At 65.9% G+C, this 16,212-nt stretch carries 16 protein-coding genes; 9 read left to right on the top strand and 7 right to left on the bottom strand.

The features are described from left to right. Nucleotide 1: 1 nt before the first annotated feature. From WDA27_01725 to WDA27_01715, 3 genes are all read left to right on the top strand, one after another. Entirely contained in the window at nucleotides 2-220 is a 219-nt protein-coding gene (locus WDA27_01725) for a heavy metal-associated domain-containing protein (GenBank protein MFA5889665.1), read from the top strand. A 62-nt stretch (nucleotides 221-282) separates the two neighbouring features. Beyond that, on the top strand, nucleotides 283-1,611 hold the full coding sequence (locus WDA27_01720) for a GTP-binding protein (GenBank protein ID MFA5889664.1): 1,329 nt from the start codon (nucleotides 283-285) through the stop codon (nucleotides 1,609-1,611). 2 nt (nucleotides 1,612-1,613) lie between these two features. Further along, on the top strand, nucleotides 1,614-2,540 hold the full coding sequence (locus WDA27_01715; GenBank protein MFA5889663.1) for a carbamate kinase: 927 nt from the start codon (nucleotides 1,614-1,616) through the stop codon (nucleotides 2,538-2,540). 25 nt (nucleotides 2,541-2,565) lie between these two features. Here the strand turns inward: WDA27_01715 and WDA27_01710 are convergent, their stop codons facing one another. Then, nucleotides 2,566-2,889 carry a hypothetical protein gene (locus WDA27_01710; protein ID MFA5889662.1) on the bottom strand — a complete coding sequence of 108 codons (324 nt, stop codon included), beginning with the start codon at nucleotides 2,887-2,889 and terminating at the stop codon, nucleotides 2,566-2,568. A gap of 2 nt (nucleotides 2,890-2,891) precedes the next feature. Next, nucleotides 2,892-3,647 (bottom strand): alpha/beta fold hydrolase, encoded by a 756-nt coding sequence (locus WDA27_01705; protein ID MFA5889661.1) that lies wholly within the window; start codon nucleotides 3,645-3,647, stop codon nucleotides 2,892-2,894. A 237-nt stretch (nucleotides 3,648-3,884) separates the two neighbouring features. On the opposite strand from WDA27_01705, the gene WDA27_01700 reads away from it, so the two are divergent. Then, nucleotides 3,885-4,580 (top strand): lysophospholipid acyltransferase family protein, encoded by a 696-nt coding sequence (locus tag WDA27_01700; protein ID MFA5889660.1) that lies wholly within the window; start codon nucleotides 3,885-3,887, stop codon nucleotides 4,578-4,580. Here the strand turns inward: WDA27_01700 and glpK are convergent. Then, nucleotides 4,577-6,046: a glycerol kinase GlpK gene (gene glpK / locus WDA27_01695; GenBank protein ID MFA5889659.1), complete on the bottom strand. Its 1,470-nt coding sequence runs from the start codon at nucleotides 6,044-6,046 to the stop codon at nucleotides 4,577-4,579. The two genes, WDA27_01700 and glpK, sit on opposite strands and share 4 nt — an antisense overlap. A 94-nt stretch (nucleotides 6,047-6,140) precedes the next feature. Then, nucleotides 6,141-7,052 carry an Ig-like domain-containing protein gene (locus tag WDA27_01690; GenBank protein MFA5889658.1) on the bottom strand — a complete coding sequence of 304 codons (912 nt, stop codon included), beginning with the start codon at nucleotides 7,050-7,052 and terminating at the stop codon, nucleotides 6,141-6,143. A 185-nt stretch (nucleotides 7,053-7,237) separates the two neighbouring features. On the opposite strand from WDA27_01690, the gene WDA27_01685 reads away from it, so the two are divergent. Genes WDA27_01685 through WDA27_01670 form a run of 4 tightly spaced genes read left to right on the top strand, consistent with a single transcriptional unit; the run spans nucleotide 7,238 to nucleotide 11,774 of the window. After that, nucleotides 7,238-8,965 carry a thiamine pyrophosphate-binding protein gene (locus tag WDA27_01685; protein MFA5889657.1) on the top strand — a complete coding sequence of 576 codons (1,728 nt, stop codon included), beginning with the start codon at nucleotides 7,238-7,240 and terminating at the stop codon, nucleotides 8,963-8,965. Next, entirely contained in the window at nucleotides 8,965-10,152 is a 1,188-nt protein-coding gene (locus WDA27_01680; protein MFA5889656.1) for a CoA transferase, read from the top strand. Before WDA27_01685 ends, WDA27_01680 begins: the two co-directional genes overlap by 1 nt. Continuing rightward, nucleotides 10,152-10,700 carry a hypothetical protein gene (locus WDA27_01675; protein MFA5889655.1) on the top strand — a complete coding sequence of 183 codons (549 nt, stop codon included), beginning with the start codon at nucleotides 10,152-10,154 and terminating at the stop codon, nucleotides 10,698-10,700. The genes WDA27_01680 and WDA27_01675 overlap by 1 nt, the downstream gene beginning before the upstream one ends. Before the next feature lie 42 nt (nucleotides 10,701-10,742). Next, complete coding sequence (locus WDA27_01670) at nucleotides 10,743-11,774, top strand: GntG family PLP-dependent aldolase (GenBank protein ID MFA5889654.1); 1,032 nt, start codon at nucleotides 10,743-10,745, stop codon at nucleotides 11,772-11,774. On the opposite strand, the gene aroF is transcribed toward WDA27_01670, so the two are convergent. Next, a complete protein-coding gene (gene aroF / locus WDA27_01665) occupies nucleotides 11,775-12,824 on the bottom strand; it encodes a 3-deoxy-7-phosphoheptulonate synthase (protein ID MFA5889653.1) in 1,050 nt (349 codons plus the stop codon). A 308-nt stretch (nucleotides 12,825-13,132) separates the two neighbouring features. Between aroF and WDA27_01660 the strand changes: the two genes are divergently transcribed. Continuing rightward, on the top strand, nucleotides 13,133-13,405 hold the full coding sequence (locus WDA27_01660) for a hypothetical protein (GenBank protein MFA5889652.1): 273 nt from the start codon (nucleotides 13,133-13,135) through the stop codon (nucleotides 13,403-13,405). Nucleotides 13,406-13,486: 81 nt separating this feature from the next. On the opposite strand, the gene WDA27_01655 is transcribed toward WDA27_01660, so the two are convergent. Together WDA27_01655 and pknB are read right to left on the bottom strand one after the other, a co-directional pair. Continuing rightward, nucleotides 13,487-14,365 (bottom strand): DMT family transporter, encoded by an 879-nt coding sequence (locus tag WDA27_01655; GenBank protein MFA5889651.1) that lies wholly within the window; start codon nucleotides 14,363-14,365, stop codon nucleotides 13,487-13,489. 6 nt (nucleotides 14,366-14,371) lie between these two features. Beyond that, nucleotides 14,372-16,201, bottom strand: coding sequence for a Stk1 family PASTA domain-containing Ser/Thr kinase (gene pknB / locus WDA27_01650; GenBank protein MFA5889650.1), 1,830 nt, complete (start codon nucleotides 16,199-16,201; stop codon nucleotides 14,372-14,374). Nucleotides 16,202-16,212 lie beyond the last annotated feature (11 nt).

Genomic DNA, 16,212 nt, shown 5'->3' with positions numbered 1-16,212 from the left:
CATGATCGAGCTGACCGTCGGTGGAATGACTTGCGGGGGTTGCGAGCAGAGCGTTCGAAACGCACTGGGGCGGATACCAGGGGTTGCGGACGTGAAGGCCGACCACTCGACGGGTTTGGTGGTAGTGGGCGCGAGCGGCCCCGTCGAGCGAGCCGCGCTCGAGAGTGCGATCGAGGACGCGGGGTACCTGGTGGTTCCGCAAGGCAAGGACTTGCTGTAGCTCGGGGGCCGATTCGGCCGAGAGACCCTTCTGTTCGGGACGCGTGCGGGTAGCATGGCGCTATGACTCAGGTTGACGGACGGCGTCGCGTCGTGATCATGGGGGCCGCGGGCCGCGACTTCCACAACTTCAACACGGTGTTTCGCAACGACCCGAACACCGAGGTCGTGGCCTTCACTGCAACCCAGATCCCCTACATCGAGGACCGGGCGTATCCGCATGCTCTGGCGGGGCCTTTGTACCCGAAGGGGATTCGCATCGTTTCGGAAGAGGATCTCGCGGATCTGGTGTGGGGCGAGCGCGTGGACGAGGTCGTGTTCTCCTACTCCGACGTGTCTCACGAGACGGTGATGCACTCGGCGTCGATCGCGATCGCCGCCGGTGCGGATTTCCGGTTGCTCGGACCTCATCTGACGATGCTGCATTCGATCAAACCGGTTGCCGCCGTGTGCGCCGCCCGCACAGGCGCCGGGAAATCGCAAACCACGCGAAGGGTCGCCGAGATTCTGAAGGACGCGGGGATGCGTGTCGTCGTGGTGCGGCACCCCATGCCGTACGGGAACCTGGAGGCGAGTCGCGTGCAGCGTTTTGCCTCACTCGCGGATCTGGATGCGGCCCACGTCACGATCGAGGAGCGTGAGGAGTACGAACCGCACATCGCGCGCGGCAGCGTCGTGTACTCGGGCGTCGACTACGAGGACGTCTTGCGACGGGCCGAGGAAGAAGCCGACGTTGTGCTGTGGGATGGCGGGAACAACGACCTACCGTTCTTCCGTCCCGACGTGCACATCACCGTTGTCGACCCGCTGCGGGCCGGTCACGAGAGCCGGTACCACCCGGGTGAGGCGAACGTCCGCATGGCGCACGCGATCTTGATCAACAAGATCGACTCTGCGACACCCGAGCAAGTGGCGGAGGTTGAGGCATCTGTGCGCAACCTCAATCCGGCGGCGACGGTGATACGCGCGCGTTCTCCGATCACGGTGTCGGGTGATGTGGAACTGGCCGGTCGTCGCGTTCTGGTCATCGAGGACGGACCGACGGTCACCCATGGCGGGATGTTGTTCGGAGCCGGCGTTGTGGCCGCGCGCGCGGCCGGGGCGGCGGAGATCGTGGACCCGCGTCAGTGGGCCGTCGGCACGATTGCTGAGACGTTTGATCGGTATCCGGGGATCGGCCCGCTGCTGCCGGCGATGGGGTATTCGGACCGACAGGTAGCCGACCTCGCGGAGACCATCGACCGCACTCCAGTGGATGTGGTCGTCATCGCTACTCCGGTCGATCTCCGTCGGATCTTGTCCTTGAAGAAGCCCGCGGTGCGAGTGACCTACGAACTGGAAGAGGTCGGCGCACCCACGCTTTCCGACGCGCTGGGACCGATCACGTCGTAGTCATGCGCATTGTCGTGGCGCTGGGTGGAAACGCGATCCTGCACCGAGGCGAGCGCGGAACGATCTCGGAACAACGAGCGGTGATTCGTGAGGCGTGCGAAGATCTAGCGCGCCTAGTGGTCGCGGGGCACCAACTGGTTCTCACCCACGGCAACGGTCCGCAAGTCGGGCGACTGCTCGTGCAAAACGAGGTCTTGCCGGGGCAGTTTCCGCCGCTCCCTCTCGATGTGCTGGTGGCCGAGACGCAAGGACAGCTCGGATACCTCATCCAGCAGGAACTTGTCGCGGCGCTTCGCCGGGCATGGGTTCCGCGCTGCGTCGTGACGGTCGTGACGCAGTCGGTCGTGGATGTCGCCGATCCGGCGATGGACCATCCTTCCAAGCCTGTTGGCCCCCACCTCACAGACAGCGCTGCCCGGGACCTGCGCGCGCGCGGTCACGCGGTCGGAGCGGTCTCAGGAGGCGGTTGGCGGCGATTGGTGGCGTCTCCTGAGCCGTACGCGATCGTCGAGGAGGACGCGTTGCGCGCGTTGTTGGAGCGCGACGTGATCCCGATCGCCGCTGGTGGAGGCGGCATTCCGGTGGTACGCGAGGGCAACGCTTATCGAGGCATATCCGCCGTGGTCGACAAGGACCTGTCGGCCGCAGTGCTGGTGCGCGCGGCGAGGGCCGATTTGCTGCTTGTCCTCACCGACGTCGAGCGCGTTGTGCGCGGATTCGGCACGCCGGACGCCCGGCCGATCGACAGGCTGACGATCGTGGATGCGCGCGCGGGGCTGGCGTCGGGGGAGTTCCCCCCAGGTTCGATGGGTCCGAAGGTGTCGGCGGCCGTTCAGGTCGTCACCGCGGGTGGACGAGCGATCATCGCGTCGTTGTCCCAGGTTGAGGACGCACTCGCGGGACGGGCCGGCACCGAGATCGTTGCGTGAGCCGCGCCGCGTCGTTCGGCTCAGATCATTCGGGAAGGCCGTCGCCCGAGGTCGCGTCGTCCGGGGATGATCCGCTTTCCAGAAGATCCATCGCCTGACGGATTCCTTCCAGGTGCGCAGGCAACTCCTCCGTCACGATCCGGCGAGCCTCTTGCAAGTGGGCGGAGTCGACCAGAACTACCCCGCTGTCGCTCATGGACGGGTAGGGAGCGGATTCCCCCCGGGCGGGATCGTGTTTGAGAAACGCTCGCACGCCCCGGGCGCTCAGTATCTCGATCACGACTCGGGCTTCGAGTTCATCGAAGCTGCCGAGGTATGCGCTGCGGGCAGGCGGTTCCACGTGGCTCACGGTTAGTCGGTGCGTTCCTTTATGAACTGGATGGTGCGCTCCAGGATCAAGTCGCGATCGAAGTCCAGGGTCGCGACGTGATATGAGCGCTCGAGCCACACGAGTTCTTTGTCGCTGGATGCAATGTGTTCGATGACGAAGGGGCCGTTGCCTGGGTTCACGACGTGGTCCTGGCGCGAAGTGAAAACGAGGGCCGGAGCGCGGACGCTGCCCAGGCGGGCCTTGACCCGATCTTGGTATCCGAGCATCGAGGATGCGGCCTTGGTTGGAACGCGGTCGTAGGCAAGTTCGGACTGCTCGGGGTCGGCGATGTCGCCGGCTACCCCCTTGAGCGTGAGCGGCAGCCGGCCCAGCAGCGGTGCCAGAACTCGGCGGGGATCGGTCGTGTAGACGGCGGGGTTGACCACGATGATGCCGGTGATCCATTCCGAGAGGCGTGCGGCGATGTCCAACGTCAGAGTTCCACCCATCGACAGTCCGCAAACGAAGATCCGGTCGCACCGTTCGCGAAGGCCGCGAAGGCTCATCTCGGCTTCGCCGACCCAGTCCTCGGCGCTGGTGGTCTGCATGTCGGCCACGGTCGTGCCGTGTCCGGGCAGGCGAGGGACCAGAACGGTGTGGCCGTCCCGGGCGACGCCTTCGGCCCAGGCGCGAACGCTCTGTGGGGTTCCCGTGAAGCCGTGCAGGAAGAGCGCACCCGTGCGATCCCCGTCCGAGCCCCAAGGTTCGGCCCCGCGCATGATCTCGATGGTGCTCATGCTGCCTCCTTAACCCGAGCTTCATGTTTCGGAAACCCGCTGGTCGTTCCTCGTTCGTACGCTAACACGCAAGGGTCGTGCGACGGGAGGTTTCTCCATGAATGGATCGGACGCAGGCTTCCAAACCCCTTGGCGGGGATCGGAGGGCAAGGTAGGCTTGCTGCGGAACGCCTGCGGGGAGCGGTCCACCAAGGACCACGGGGCACTGGGAGTCTGGGTGAGTTGTTGTACTACTTGATGAAGTACGTAATCATCGGGCCGATCTTTCGGCTGCTCTTTCGCCCGTGGGCTGAGGGAGTCGAGAACATCCCAAAGGACGGGCCGGTCGTTCTGTGCCCTAACCACCTGTCGTTTATTGACAGCTTCTTGGTGCCCGTCATGATCCCGCGCAAAGTAGTGTTCCTCGGCAAGAGCGATTACTTCGACAAGTGGTATACGCGTTGGTTTTATGCCGGAGTCGGTGTTATTCCGGTGCGGCGAGAGGGTGGGAGCGCGGGCGAGGCATCCCTGCAGGCCGGGGTCGAACAGCTCAAGAAGGGAATGGTGGTTGGCGTTTATCCGGAAGGCACGCGATCGCCGGACGGCCGGCTGTACCGGGGGAAGACGGGCCCCGCGCGGATGGCGCTGCGCGCGCACTGTCCGATCATCCCGGTTGCTGTGTTCGGGACCAACGACGCATTGCCGACGGGCAAGTACATTCCCAAGCGCCGGCGTGTCGGCGTGCGTTACGGCAAGCCGCTGGACTTCTCGCGCTACGACGGCAAGGAAGACGATCGCTTTGTGCTGCGGTCGGTGACCGACGAGTTGATGTACGAGTTGATGCTGCTGGCCGGGCAGGAGTACGTCGACGAGTACGCGTCGAAGTTCAAGAAGGGCGGCGCGCGCCCGGCGTCTTCTCTCGGATCCGGCGAACCCGAGCGGCGCGCGAGTTAGTCCCGCGCCCAGTCTCGCGCGCGCGAGACTGCACGGAGCCACCCCGCATACAGCCTGTCGTCGGGTTCGCGCGGCAAGAACTCCTTGTCCAGGCGCCACGCGTCGGAGATTTCGGTTGTCGACGACCAAACGCCTTCGGACAGCCCCGCAAGAAAGGCTGCCCCAAGAGCCGTCGTCTCTTGTATCGCGGGTCTGCGCACCGGCACGCCGAGTTGGTCGGACTGGAACTGGCACAGGAAGTCCATCACGCTCGCTCCGCCGTCCACGCGCAGCTCCGCAAGTCGGACGCCGGCTCCGCCGGCCATCGCCTCGGTGACGTCGCGGGTTTGGTAAGCCATGGCTTCGACGGCCGCGCGCACGATGTGCGCGCGGCCGGTTCCCCGGGTGATCCCGAGGATGGCGCCACGCGCGTAGGGGTCCCAGTGGGGGGAGCCTAGCCCCGTGAGGGCGGGAACGAAGTACACCCCTGCGGTGTCGGCAACGCTTTCCGCAAGGGCTCCCGTTTCGGCTGCGTGCTCTAGGATGCCCAATCCGTCGCGCAGCCATTGGATGGCTGCGCCGGTGACGAAGATTGAGCCTTCCATCGCGTAGGCGATCCCTCCGTCGGTGCCGCAAGCGGGGGTGACGAGCAATCCGGGTGCCGGTGACGGTGCTTTCGTCCCCGCGTTCATCAGTACAAAGGACCCCGTGCCGTAGGTGTTCTTGGTCATCCCGGGCTCGAAGCATCCCTGTCCGAACAGCGCCGCCTGTTGGTCGCCGGCGATTCCGGCGATCGGCACGCGCGCGCCGAGCAGATCGGCCTGTCCGAAGTGCCCGCTGGATGGGCGAATCTCGGGCAGGAGCGCGCGCGGGACATCGAACATCGACAGCAGCGCGTCGTCCCACTCGCGGCGATAGATGTCGTACAGGAGCGTCCGGCCGGCGTTCGTCGGGTCGGTCACATGCTCGGCGCCGCCGGTCAATCGTGCGACAAGCCAGGAGTCGATCGTGCCGAAAGCGAGTTCCCCTGCCTCGGCGCGCGTGCGCGCGCCGGGAATGTTCGTCAGCAACCACTCGAGCTTTGTGGCGCTGAAGTAGGGGTCTAGGACGAGCCCGGTCTTTGCGCGCAATGCGGTCTCGTCCTCGCGCAACTCGTCGCAACGTCCGGCGGTGCGCCGGTCTTGCCATACGATTGCGTTGGCTACCGGGCGCAAGGTTGCTCGCTCCCACAGCACGGTCGTTTCGCGTTGATTGGTGATCCCGATTGCGGTGACGTCCTGCGGGCGTGCTCTGGCGGCTTCGATTGCGGATGCCACCGCGGTGAGTGCGGCTTGCCAGATCTCCTCGGGGTCGTGCTCGACCCAGCCGGGGCGAGGGAAGTGCTGAGGGAACTCCCGATACCCGCGCGCGGCCACGCCGGCGTCGGGTCGTATCAGCAGTGCCGTCACGCCGGTGGTGCCGGCGTCGATTGCCAGGATGAACGACATGGGGACTAGCCTGCCCGAGGGTCGGGCCGCACGCAATAAACGCGGAACAAAGAACGCGCCCACTTGGGGCGCGTTCTTTGGAGCAGGCTTCGGATTAGAGCGGTAGCGGAATGTCGCTCGGCAAAGGCGCTGGGTCCTCGTCCGGTGACGGAACGTCGCTCGGCAAAGGCGCTGGGTCCTCGTCCGGTGACGGAACGTCGCTCGGCAAAGGCACCGGGTCCTCGCCCGGTGACGGAACGTCACTCGGCAAAGGCGCCGGGAACTCGCCGGGGTTCGGGGACGGCTGATCGCTCGGGAGCAGTCCCGTGATCGGATCAAGTGCTCCAAGTCCGGGCAACACAAGAATCGAGATCGAGGTCGAAGCTGAGTTTCCTGCTCGGTCGGTTGCGAGGGCAGTCAGCGTGTGCTGCCCCGGCGTGACGCTGAAGTCATAGGGCAGAGACGACCCCTGGCCGATGGAGTTCTCGTCAAGCATCCACTCGACGACCTCAACACCGGACAAGCTGTCCTGAGCTTGAGCTTCGAGCGTTGCCGAGCCGGCTACGACCGCGAACGACGCAACGGTCTCGTCGTCGACGATGACGTCGCCTTCTCTCGGACGGGTGATGGCTACCGAGGGGGCGGTGTTATCCACGATGATCGGGCTCACGACCGGGCTCTTCACTGTGGTGTTCCGAACGGCTATCCGCAGGCCATAGGGGAAATCCGGCCAGCCGCGAGTATCCCAATCCACGCTGCCGTTTCGGATGGGAACGTTTGGCGCGATCGTGTTCCAGAAGACCCCGTTAATCGTTGCTTGAACGTCGACGCGAGAGGTTGACGTTACCGACTTCCCGCTGCGCCATGCCCACCGAACCGTTACGGTTTGGCTTGTGGCGTCGCCGGAGGCAGGTGACTGAATCGCAACCGACCCCGGGGTGGAGGCGCTGAATGCCGGGGAGGCTGCAAGGAGGCCGGCCGCCATTGCCAGCGAAATCGCCAGCGTGCGGATCGAGATTCTCTTCATGGTCCACTCCCTCGTGTCGTTACCATGCAGAACGAGTGAGCCGCCCGGCGTGATTCGCGTCTCCGCAGAAAACACCCTGGCCCACTAAGGGGATTAAGGGCGGTTTGCCCCGCTTCGGAGGCATGCCGAGCGCGTGGGGTCGCGGGGTTTGGCGAACTTGGGCGCTGGGGTATCCTGCCATCGGAGTGGCCCGAGGGCGGAGCAACCGACCCGGCGCGCGAGACCCGGGCGCCCGTTCCGGCGCGGGCCGCTCGACCGAGTCCCACTCCTCGACCGGAGCGGAGGCCCTCGTCCGCCAACTGGAGGTCCTCGGCGTTGATGTGGTCTTCGGCATCCCGGGCGTGCATAACCTGGCCATCTTCGAAGCGCTGCGCAGATCGGCGATTCGCACGCTCATCGTGCGGCACGAGCAGACCGCCGTCTACGCGGCCGATGGCTACTACCGGGCGACCGGGCGTCTAGGTGTGGCGGTCACGACGACGGGACCTGGCGCGGCGAACACGGCGGCCGCGATGGGAGAGGCTCTTGCTTCGCGCTCGCGCCTGCTGCACTTGGCGACTCAGATCGAGAGTCGCTTGCTTGCGGGACGTGGCGGACGAGGATCTTTGCACGAGAGCCCGAACCAGCGTGCGCTGATGGAGGCAGTGTCGGTTTGGGCCGCAACGGTGGCGCGCGCCGAGGCGATCCCGAGCATGGTGGCGCGCGCGGCGATCGAGGCCGGTTCCGGACGCGGAGGTCCGGTGTTTCTCGAGATCCCGCACGATTTCCTTGAGGCGAGCGTCCGTTGGGATGCGCGGCCGCCGGTCATCGGCCGGATTTCTCCTCCCGATGCCGATCAAATTGCGCGCGCGGCGGCTGTTCTCGGCGCGGCGCGCAACCCGGTCGTGTGGGCCGGGGGCGGAGCGAACACGGGCGACGCGCAGGATGCGCTGCGTCGGGTGGCGGAGGCTCTCGATGCGCCGGTCGTGACGACGTATTCGGGCAAAGGCGTGCTCGCTCCCGGACATCCGCTGTCCGTCGTGTTTCCGCCGCATGAACCCGCAGTCACCAAGCTCATCGGTTCGTCGGATGCGATGTTGATCGTCGGGAGCGATCTGGACTCGATGGACACTCAAGGGTGGAGGTTGCGGCTTCCGCGACCGCGCGTGTCCGTCAACGCCGTCGCCGAGGACGCACGCCGCAACTACGCAGCCGATGTCGTCGTGGATGCCGGCGCGCGTCCGGCTCTCGAGGTGTTACTCGAAGCGCTTCCGCCCACTCGTCGCAGGCGCAACGGTGCGCGCCGAGCAGAGCGCGCGCGGGAAGAGGCGAACTCCGCCTTGCGCGCAGATCCGGTGACGAGCCCGGCGTACCGGTTCGTCATGACGGTCTCGGCCACGCTCCCTGCCGACGCATTCGTTCTCGCCGACATGTGTGTAGCCGGATACTGGTACGCGGGGTACGCGCCGGTTGCCGGACCGCGCTGTCTGGCCTATCCGGTCGGCTGGGGAACGCTCGGATTCGCTTTGCCCGCTGCAGTCGGCGCGGCCGTGAAGGGCCGACGTACGCTGGTTGTGTGCGGTGACGCCGGACTGCTATTTGGGGTTGGGGAACTCGCCACCGCCGTCCAGGAGGGGCTCCCGATTGCCGTACTGGTAGTAAACGACGAGGGGTACGGGATGCTTCGCTTTGACGAGAAGGAGCGCTTCGGCGACACGTTCGCAACCGACCTGCGGACTCCGGATTTGGTTGCGATGGCCGAATCGTTCGGCGTTCCCGCTAAGCGGTGCGGCCGGCGAGATCTCGCCGGCGCCCTCCGATGGGCGCTGTCGCAGGACGGACCGGCGCTCGTCGAGTTGCGCACGTCGTTTCCTCCACCGGCTACGACATCGCCTCGCTGGCCGCTGCGCGGTCGGAAGGAGGCGCGCCCCTGATGGCGGGCCCACTTGAAGGCGTTCGGGTCGCCGACTTCTCGCGCGTTCTGTCGGGGCCGTGGTGCACGATGACGCTCGGCGATCTTGGCGCCGACGTCGTCAAGATCGAGCGGCCTGGGGCCGGGGACGAGACGCGTGGGTGGGGGCCGCCCTTCGCCGGTGGCGAGAGTGCGTATTTTCTGGGTACAAATCGCAACAAGCGTTCCATCGCTCTTGATCTGGGTCGCGCCGATCATCGAGGTGTTGCGGAGCGGCTTGTCGCGCGCGCCGACGTCGTGATCGAGAACTTCCGCCCCGGGACGATGGACCGTCTCGGCTTGGGCGAGCAGGCGTGCCGTAGCCTCAATCCGGGGGTCGTGTACGCGTCCATCACGGGGTACGGCCTTTCGGGGCCTGCGCGCGACGACCCCGGGTACGACTTCGTCGTGCAAGGACGCGGCGGAGTCATGAGCATCACCGGAGAACCCGATCGGGATCCACAAAAGGTAGGCGTGGCCATCAGCGACGTCACCGCCGGCCTGTACTGCGCCGTCGGCATCCTTGCGGCACTTCGTCATCGGGATCAGACGGGAGAGGGGCAGCGGGTTCATGTTTCGCTGCTGGGCTCGCAGGTGGCGTGGTTGGCGAACCAAGCATCGAACTACCTCGTCGGCGGGCTCGAGCCGGTCCGCCTGGGAAACGCACATCCGAACATCGTTCCGTACCAGGTTTTTGACGCCGTCGACGCTCCACTGGTGCTGGCGGTTGCGAACGAGGCCATCTGGTTGCGATTCTGTCGGGCGATTGAACGTGAGGATCTTGCGGCAGATCCCCGTTTTGCAAGCAACGCTGAAAGGGTCGTCAACCGGTCGGCGTTGACCGCGCTGCTGGACGATGTGTTCGCGGCGCGCTCCCGCGAGGACTGGATGCGCGCGCTGACGGCCGCCGAGGTTCCCTGCGGTCCTATCAACTCCATTGCGGAGGTGTTCGCCGATCCGCAGGTCCTGGCTCTGGAGATGGTGGAGGAAATCGATCACCCGACCGCTGGTCTGGTCCGGCTGGTGCGTTCACCGATCGACTTGGACCGAACGCCCGCCTCCACCCGTCGTCCGCCGCCGATGCTCGGCCAGCATGACGATGAGGTGCTGCGAGAGCTCGGGTACGGGCGGGAGGAGGTTCGCCGATTGATGGAGAACCTTGGGGGCTGATGCGACGAGCCCTTGTTCTTCTTACCATGGTGGCGATCTCATGGATTGCCCCGGTTGCGCGCGCGCCTTCGTCGTGGGCGTGTACGTGCGTCAAAGCCACCGTCGACGAGCAGTTCGCCGAGGCCGACAGCGTGTTTGTGGGATCGGTGACGGCGGTTGAGGACTCCGGCACGCGCTCGCTCGCGACGTTTGCGGTGCGGAGCGTGTACAAGGGGCGCGTCGCGGAGGCGATTCGGGTCGCCGAAGTAGAGGGGAGCGGGTGCGCAGTCGAGTTCTTGCCGGGCAACAGCTACACGGTGTTCGCCCGCTTGCAGCGGACTGCTCTGGCAACGAGCCTGTGCTTCGGGACCAGCAACGACGCCGACGTTCTTGCGCGCGCAGGCAAGTTCCGTCCGGTGGCGGTATTCGACGGGTCTGGGCGAGCCGAACTTGTGGCGACAGAACTGCCGGCGGGAGAGTCTCGCGCCGGCCCGATCTCGATCGCGGTGGCTCTGCTGGCGGCTGCGTCGGCCGGGTTCGCGGGCTTACGACGTTCGCGTGTCGACTGACCCGGGTGAGCACGGTTTCGCGCCGATGGTAGGCTCGCGGCCATGACGAACGACCGCATCGTTGAGCTTCGCAGCGACACGTTCACGACGCCCACTCCCCAGATGCGCCGCGCGATGGCTGAGGCTGAGGTCGGCGACGACGTGTGGGGAGAGGACCCGACGGCGAACGCCCTTCAAGAGCACTGTGCGCGCATGTTCGGCAAGGAAGCAGGGCTGTTCGTTCCATCCGGATCGATGGGCAACGAGGTGTGCGTCAAGGCGTTGACGAGCCCCGGCGATGAAGTGATCGTCGACGAGGCGGCGCACGTTCTCGACGCTGAAGTCGGCGCCCCGGCCATGATCTCGCAAGTCATGCTGCGATCATTGACTTCGAATCGAGGAGTGTTCGACGAGGAGCGGTTGCGCGGGGCGATTCGGGCCCCGAGCCGGTTCTTCACGCACACTGCGCTGCTGTGTCTGGAGAACACGCATCAGGCTTCGGGAGGCGCGGTGGTGCCTATCGAGGCGTTTCGCGCGACAGCCCGCCTGGCGCGGGAAAGCGGCGTGTCTGTGCACCTTGACGGTGCGCGCATCTTCAACGCGAGCGTTGCTTCCGGCGTCCCGGTCCATGTGTATGCGGCCGAGGTTGATACGTTGTCCTTTTGCTTCTCCAAGGGGCTCGGAGCGCCGGTCGGATCGATGGTGCTCGGTGCGGCCGATGTCGTGGATCGCGCACGCCGCACGCGCAAGATGCTCGGCGGGGGCATGCGTCAGGTCGGAGTGCTGTGTGCAGCCGCGCGCGTCGCTGTGGACACGATGGTGGATCGCCTCGCCGACGATCACGCGAACGCGCGCCGCCTCGCCGAGGGTCTCGCGGAAATCCGGCCCGGTGCGGTGGATCCGATGTTGGTGGAGACCAACATCGTTTACGTCGATACCGGCGCGCGCGACGCGGAGATCGTCGCGGACGAACTGCGCGCGCGCGGCATCCTGGTCGGGGCGATGGGCGCGCGCCGGATTCGTTGCGTCACGCACAAAGACGTGGACACCGCAGGCATCGAGCGCGCGCTCGATGCCTGGAGGGATCTGGTCTAGCTACTCGCCGGCGGCGGTCAGCGTCTGGCGTGGGTTGGCCATCGGCCGCCCGACGGCGCGGGCGATTCCCACCAAATCGGCGACAAGTTCTGCGATCTCTTCGGTCGTCAGAGCTTGAGGGCCGTCGCAGAGTGCGGTTTCAGGCTTGGGGTGCACGTCGACCATGATCCCGTCGGCGCCGCAGGCCACCGCGGCGCGCGCCATGGGGGCGACCAGAGAGCGCTTCCCCGTTGAATGCGAAGGGTCGACGATCACGGGCAGGTGCGAGAGCGCGTGCACGAGCGGAACCGCAGACAGGTCGAGCGTGTTGCGCGTCATCGGCTCGTAGGTGCGGATACCACGTTCGCACAAGATGATTTCCTCGTTGCCCTCGTTCGCGATGTACTCGGCAGCCATCAGCCACTCTTCGATCGTGGACGCCAGACCGCGCTTGAGCATCACGGGCTTGTGCATCTTGCCGACTTCCTTCAGTAGCTCGAAGTTCTGCATATTGCGGGCGCCGACGCGCATGATGTCGGCGTAGCTCGCGACAAGTTCCACGTCCGCGGTGTTCAGCACTTCGGTGACTACCGGCATTCCGGTCTCCGCGCGCATGTGCGCGAGGATCTCGAGCCCGCGTTTCGCTAGGCCCTGGAATGCATAGGGCGAAGTCCGGTGCTTGTACGCGTCGCCGCGGAGAATGTGCGCCCCGGCAGCTTTCGCGGCGCGCGCGGCCGACATGGCTTGGTCTTCGGTTTCGATCGCGCACGGTCCCGCGATGACGGCGAATGAGTTCCGACCGATCGTGATCGGCCCGACTACCACCTCGCTGGGCTCGGGACGCGATTCCCGAGCGACGAGCTTGTAAGGCTTGCCGATGCGGACGACGCTTTCTACGCCGGGCATCCCAGGGATCGGGAGTGCCATGAAGCGCTCGCTGTCGCCGACGAGACCGATGATCGTGCGGTGCTTTCCGCGGGACACGAATGCTTCTCCGCTCGCGTCCTCGATCATCTCCACGACCCGAGCGATATCTTCGTCGCTCGCATTCGGACTCATCACTACGACCATTTGGTGCTCCTTATTTCGACCGGCCCTTACAAGCAAAACGCCCCGGGTTTCCTACCCGGGGCTGGTTCTACGGCCTTCGCCTCAACAGGCTCCGGCCCCCGGGGTTCCGGAGGTGCCATAGAACCAAAAATAGCGGCGCATCGCGTGGAGGATGGTAGGGCCGGGTTTAGGTGCTGTCAACATTCGTCCGCCTCATCCCGGCGTGCGCGAATGACTAGTCATGTGTGACTACCTGCGGAAATGACCCTTGACTGAGGTCATAACGCGCGTCGCCGAGGTCGAGAGACTCGTTGTAAGGGGCGACGGAGGTGCGTGAGATGAGATTCGGTGAGCGGCTGTTAGGGGAGAAGGCCTTTTGGGGCCGCGTCGGTTACACCGGGAAAGCATACGCACCGACGCCCGGCACCTATGCCGGCATCGACACGCTGGGGCTGCGGTACACGACCGTGCAGGACTCCGGCGAGTACCCGCTCCCCGGAGACGGAGCACCGCTGGCCAACTTGCGACCGCTCGTGGCCGCCGCGCTCTACGAGGTTGGGTTTGCTTGGGAAGCCGGTCCGCTCACGACCTGGAGCAATTGACATGCGAATCGCACTGGTTCTGTATCAGATGTTCGCAGGCATGCGAACCAAGCGCGCGGCGCGTCGATTCGCCGCCACTCCCTAGATTTCTTCTGTAGGCGGAGCCAGAGTCTCCGCGACCAGTATCCCGAGCACGATGAGCGCGGCGCCCGCGTACCCGCGCACTCCGAGGCGATCGCCGGCGATCAGGAATCCGAAGATTCCCGCAAAGACCGGCTCCGCGGTCAGAATCACCGCCGTGCGTGTCGGGGGGATGATCTGCTGGGCGCGCGTTTGCACCACGAATCCGAGCGCGCTTGCGAGCAAGCCTGTGGCAGCGATCGCGAACCAGACGGTACCGTCGGCGCCGGGAAGGGGCGCGCGCTCCGCGCCGATGCTCCATATCGCGGATGCAGCGGCCGTCGTTGCGATCTGCACTCCGGCAATTCGAAGCGCAGACCGTCCGGGGGCCAAGCGTGCCAGGAGAAGGATGTGGACGGCGAAGGAGATCGCGCACAGCACTTCGAGCGCGTCGCCGCCGCCGAGACGCATCCCCGACGGCATTGCAAGCAGCACCAAGCCTGCGGTCGCAAGAATGACGCCTGCCGCGGATGCCTTCGAGGGCAAGCGTCGCAGAATCACTGCGCCGAGTAGTGGCGTGATGACGACAAACAGTCCGGTGATGAAGCCGGCGTTGGATGCCGACGTGTACTGCAGTCCGACCGTCTGAAGCGCGTAGCCTCCAAACAGCGCGATCCCGATTGCGACACCGGCAGTCGCCTCGGTCCGACGCAGGCCGCGAAAAGCACCGAAGATCGCCAGCGCCGCGGTAGCGCAGGCGAATCGCAAGGCCAGGTACTGAAACGGCGGGATCCGCTCGACGGCGTCCTTGACGAGCACGAACGTGGAGCCCCAGACGGCGCTGATGCCGATGAGCGCGAACTCCCAGCGATGGCGCCCGAGTACCTTCGTGAGAGTCAAGGGCCTTTACGACGTACAGAACGACCCGATGCCCAGCAATACGGTCACGGTGGAGCCCTTCGTGGCCTTCTGCGAAGGTCCGGGTGATTGATCGACGACGCGTTTGCCGCGCCCGCCGAACTTAGCGCGGAGCCCCGCTGTAGCGAGCGCTTCTTCGGCTTGCTTGCGCGTCATGCACTCGAGATTCGGCACCGCCACAAGCGGAGGGCCGCTGCTTACAACGATGGTTATCGTCGTTCCCGCTCGAACACTGCGACCGGCCGCGGGATTCTGCGACACTACGCGGCCTTTGGGAACCGACATGTCGGCTTCCCGTCGCACCTTCACTTCCAGGCCGGCGGCGTCGAGGTCGCCGCGGGCGCTCGCCTCGGGGTCCCCGGTGACGTTCGGCACGCGCACCATGCGCGGCCCCTGGGAAACCGAGAGGGTGATGGGGGCTTCTCGCCGCACCTCTTGTCCTGCTTCGGGGTCCTGTCCGACGACCTGCAACTTCGGGGCGGTGTCGTGGTTTATGTCGGTGCGATGAAATACAGAAAAGCCGCGATCCCTCAGGGCTGTGACGGCTTTGTCGAAGCTCATTCCGACGATGGCGGGAACGGCGATCAGTTTGGGTCCGATGGACACGACCAGGGAAACCGTTTCGCCGCGGCGCGCGCGCGCGCCCGGTGCGGGCGTTTGCGACAGAATCAGTCCCGACTCCACCGCGTCGTGGTTCCTAAGGGTTACTTCGCTGCGCAGTCCGGCCTTGCGCAGGGTCGCGGCCGCTTGTTGTTGATTCGAGCCTGTGACCGAGGGAACCGTGACAGATGCAAGTGGACCCGCCACCGTCAGTACGCCGCCGAGCGTTACCAGGACGGCAAGGGCCGCCAGCAGGCGCAACGGCAGGCGCCGGCGCCGCCGGCGCGCCGCGCGTGTGGTCGGAGCGCGAAGGACGATGGTCTCCTGCCCGGTGATCGGGATCGCCGTGGTGTGGTGGACTGCGATCCCGAGGTCTCCTCCGACCGTTGGGACCGCGTGATGCAACTCGGCGGCCAGGATTCCCGCAGTTGCCGTGCGCTCGGCGGGGTCGCGCGCGGTTGCCCGCGCGACGACCGCGTCCAGTTCGGGCGGAACGCTCGGGTTGATCGTCATGGCGCTCGGAACGTCCTCGGTTACACGCTTGTAGGCCACTACTACCGGGGAGTCTCCCGTGAAGGGTGTGCGGCCCGTGAGCGCTTCGAACAGCACAACGCCCAGCGCGTAGATGTCCGCCCGGTGGTCGGACTCGTGCCCGGCGACTTGTTCCGGGGCGAGATAGTGCGCTGTGCCGATCAGCATGCCGGCCTGCGTGGCGCGTGATTCCGCCAAGGCTCTGGAGAGGCCGAAATCCGCAACCTTCACGTGTCCGTCGGTCGTCACGAGGATGTTCTCGGGCTTGATGTCCCGATGGACGATTCCGGCGCGACGGGCGGTTTCGAGCGCGGCCGCGACCTGTTCTCCGATGCGAACAACTTGGTCTGGGCGCAGGATACGCCGCTCGGCGAGCACTCCGCGAAGCGTCTGTCCATCGACGTATTCCATCGCCATGTACGGGGCCGAGTCCTCGTAGCCGAAGTCGTAAACCTGCACGATGTTTGGGTGCGACAGGCGGGCGGCGTTCGTCGCTTCTGTTCGGAAGCGCGCTACGAAGTCCGGATCCGCACCTCCGGCGGATAGCACTTTGAGCGCGACGACGCGATCGAGCACCGTGTCGCGGGCGCGATATACCGAGCCCATGCCGCCGGATGCGATGAGGCCGTTGATCTCGTAGCGGCCGCCGACGACCGTCTTTGCCGTGCGGTCGGAGGTTGTGTCCACGAAGAGGAAGT

It is taken from the genome of Actinomycetota bacterium, assembly GCA_041658565.1.
GTDB lineage: Bacteria > Actinomycetota > AC-67 > AC-67 > AC-67 > JBAZZY01.
Note: the sequence above shows the minus strand (reverse complement) of the source record. Positions and strands in the feature narration are given on the sequence as shown.